The organism is Deltaproteobacteria bacterium, assembly GCA_029860075.1.
Taxonomy (GTDB): domain Bacteria; phylum Desulfobacterota; class JADFVX01; order JADFVX01; family JADFVX01; genus JAOUBX01.
Genome location: JAOUBX010000152.1, coordinates 1 through 3896, shown reverse-complemented (window position 1 = coordinate 3896; position 3896 = coordinate 1). Strand labels below are relative to the sequence as shown.

Genomic DNA, 3896 nt, shown 5'->3' with positions numbered 1-3896 from the left:
ACTACCTTACCTGTCAGCGGGTGCCTTGCCGTCATGGGTGAGGCATAGAGGCAGGTGTCCGATATCTGGTAATCGAGAATGGCATATTTACCCTCGCCGTTGGAGAAGGCCACCATATTGCCGTTTCTCACCATGGCCGACCTGACGGGCTGGTCACCGGTATCATCAAATCCCGTCGGAGACTCGTACCGAGGCGTATATCCCATGAGGCCGTCTTTATCCCAGTAGGTTTAACCCCAGACAATCAGTTATCAATTATATTATCAAAGAGCAAAAGCAAAAGATTGTTAGTAAGGGTAAATGCCGATTCCTGCATTTGAACCGAATTGCTTGCAAATATGCTTCGGCAACCTGAAACGAAAAAAGGGAACAGAATTAAATCCGTTCCCTTCATTTGATTTCATCAATTCCAAACCTTACGGCCTTGTTGCGCTCACCTCCACCGGATCGGAATTGCCGATATCCGACTTTGCACTTATACGATAATACCATGTTGCCCCGGCAGTTGCTGTCGTATCATTGTAATTGTACGTCCGATCTTCTGTAAGTGGTACAGTTGTTAAATTTGTAAATGATCCATTAGCAGAAGCTGCCCTTTCTATTTCATACCCAGTTACACAGCCCGGGTCTTGTGGTGCAGGATTCCATGTTATGTAAATGCCGGAAGTTGAAGGCAGGGCTTGGACTTCCTCCGGAACATTGGGACCAGCATCTACATTTGGATCAGCTTGCCAAACCCATTTAAGAACAATCAAGGCTTCTTGTGTACGTTTTGCAGCATAAATATCACCATTAGGTGCAATTACCGGGTCACCATACTCAGCAATAGTCTCCACTACTCTTTCAAAGCCATCACCAGCAGGTCGTATAATGTTATATTCATTATCAGGTACAGTCATCTCTCCTAAAACTTTACCACATGAGTCATATTTCCTTACTCTTTTACCAGACATAACATTTACGTAATTTAATAGATCTCTTACATATCTACCTTGCATATCCACTGTAAATGTCTGATCAGGATATTGTATAACTATCAATTTTTTACTACTAGAGATATATTTTGTACTAATAACACCTAGTTCCACAGGCCTCTGTTTGATACTTTGTAATTGCTGGCCGTCTGCTGAAGTTAAGAAAAAAGTTTTTCCAACATTTGACCAAATGCTTCCATCTGTCATAAAACCTTGTGTGTTGCTATAGCGATATGTAATATCTAAATTTTTTCTTTTTTCCCCATTTTCATAAAAATACCAATTAATACTTTTAAACAGAGAACCATCATTATTCAAAACTATATAGCGTTTATTAATTAGATCAGTAAAAACAAGTTTACCATCATTCAAAACCGCATCTAAAAATGGCCATCTATTTTCTGTATCACCTTCTTCAAATGAAAGCTGAACATCTCCTTCTCCCCATGCAATACTAATGTTTTCAATTTGTGGCTGCCATCCAGAGTATGCATTTTGAGAAATTAATATTATTACCATTAGTAAAAATATTACAATTCGATTCCTTAGTCCCATAACATAAACCTCCCCATCCTTCTTGGATTTATAAGATTATCAGATCTTAATTGGCTATTGATAGTTTGGATAATAACCTTCCGCATATCAGGTACACAGTTCACCTCAGGTAAATTTTCTTGATTTGAACATATTTCATGTACGCCATGAGCATGGATGATTTGATAATCACAAACATTATTTCCACCAGAACAATCTACTCGATCAGAGTATACCATGGCAATATGACCTCTATACTGCAAAACATCACCTCTTTTGAGCTTTTTCAACATTTCAATACGGTTATTTACTAATGACTTATTATAAGTTGCTTCATACTGATCATTAAAATAATATTCATTCCATGACCTATTTCTACGATAGCAAGAAAGATCGTCGCATGCCTCAAAGTAATCCTCCAAGTTCTTTACGTTAACAGTTACGGGTGGAACATCACTCCCACTATTTGTTACAGGATCAGCAGCATTTACCATTCTCTGTACAAATCCCGAACAGTCAATACCTGCCCAATGAAGCGGATAGAAATAGTGATCATCTGGAATAAAAGTAGTATGATTGTTGTTATCCAGATTGAAGTAACTATTCATCCATCTATTATATTCATGTTCCTTTAGCCCTGCATACATATTCTCAGGATCAGCATCACCCAGGCTTCCTCTATAATTATAAAACTCATTATCAGCACAGTAATTATTTTCAAAGGTTGGATTGCATATAGGATAATTTAATGGTGCACCTACTGTTTCTGACTTATATGTTGTAAATTCATCGATGCGCATGTGATTACCAAAACTGTAAGAAACACCTTGCACCACTCTGTCCCTTCGGGATCTAAATGATTCACCATAATTCACATACTCATTACCTTTATCAATCATACCACCAACAAATGGGACAACCACATTGGCATACAACTCTTTAAGTCCGGTGTCATTCTCTGTATTTGCTGCATTATTTACAAGATAGTCTTCTTCTTTTTGCTCCGTACCTACCAGCAAACCTTTATCGATTATCCTGTTTAACCAGTTAGCACTCTCACCAGCCTCTCGTTTTCCATAATCCTTCATCAGTTTACGGAATATGGGAGAGGTGTCATCGGTGGCATCATAAGAGAATGCCTTTGTTACTGGATCAAAGTTTAGCATAGCAACTGTATTTCCATGATTTCTCACTTCATTACCCACGGTCTCCTTAACCAATGACATACCAAAGTTTGACTTAAAAAGTCCTATGGCATCGGCTGTCTGTTGGTCATAGAAACCAGACTCTTCATCGAGAAGCTGAAAATTACCAATACCCCGTTTTCTTGTCAGTATCTGGTTTAGTAACTCATTTACATAATAAACTTTTCTCGTTTCTTCTGTATCGGCCTCATTATATTCACCCCTACGCTCATTATTTTCATCAAATACAAAAACAGCATCTCCGGCCAGCACATCTTTCATCGTTACATTCCCGTTATGCCGCACGTTCAGTGATACAGATTCCTTCGGTACACCTGTCGAAAAATTAGATATCCTATCTCTAGAGGATAAGGATGCCATATCTACTTCAAAAAGCAAATTTATCTTTTCTTCCAGTCCCGTTAAAGTAGCGGCCGCTACAGTAAACTTAACAATACTGGCACCGTTTTTCCCAAGGTTCTCATCAAAAATAAATCTAGCACATTTATTGTTGGTCTCTTCACCGGGGCATTCATAACCTGTTAAAGGATTAACATCAACATTTGCAAGTATAGTTTTCAACCTTACTTTTACAATCTCATCAGCTTTAAATGGACCATTGTTGGCATTAAAACCTTGCAAGATAATCGTCTTGCTACCTAATGCCGGATAATAATCTTCCGAGAATACCGAACTAATACCCTCTATTTCACCTTCAACCTTGATCCATTTCAAATACACCGGATCCAAATCCAGCACCCTAAGTCCTCCATCGGTACTCGCCAGATAAACCCAGCCATCCTTTTCAACAAGGGCTTTGACTTCACCAAGCAGTTCATCAATAACCCCGTTTTCACCAACAGGCGCCGCATCGATCTTGTTCAGCATTATCGGATTAAAGGGGTCTTTAATATCGATGACGTAAATAGCCCCGCCGGAGGTAATAAAAGCAAGGCCCGAGTTTCTGCTGATAGCAATGTCTGAGGCGAAGGCCTTAAAAATAGTGCCGTCTTCATTTTTTACGGTGCCAATGACCGTCGGCGTATAGGGGTTAGTGAGATTGACAGTGTGAACGCCGCCTGTCTTGCTGGCCGTCACAGCCAGATCCATGACTTGTGTGAGGCCGCTTGAGTCGGTGTAGTTATAGCCATCGACGGCCGCTGCCCGGAAGGCGTCGTAAGTGTCTGACGGTTCGACGTGGCCC

Annotated in this window: 3 protein-coding genes; all 3 read right to left on the bottom strand. The window is 40.0% G+C overall.

Annotation, left to right across the window (positions count from 1 at the left end):
- Positions 1–206, bottom strand: a 206-nt coding sequence (locus OEV42_21365; protein MDH3976820.1) for a hypothetical protein, incomplete at its 3' end; no start/stop codon positions are given.
- Between the two features lie 210 nt (positions 207–416).
- Complete coding sequence (locus OEV42_21360; protein MDH3976819.1) at positions 417–1529, bottom strand: fibronectin type III domain-containing protein; 1113 nt, start codon at positions 1527–1529, stop codon at positions 417–419.
- The coding region (locus OEV42_21355; protein MDH3976818.1) for a hypothetical protein at positions 1520–3896 on the bottom strand (2377 nt) is incomplete at its 5' end. The genes OEV42_21355 and OEV42_21360, both read right to left, overlap by 10 nt.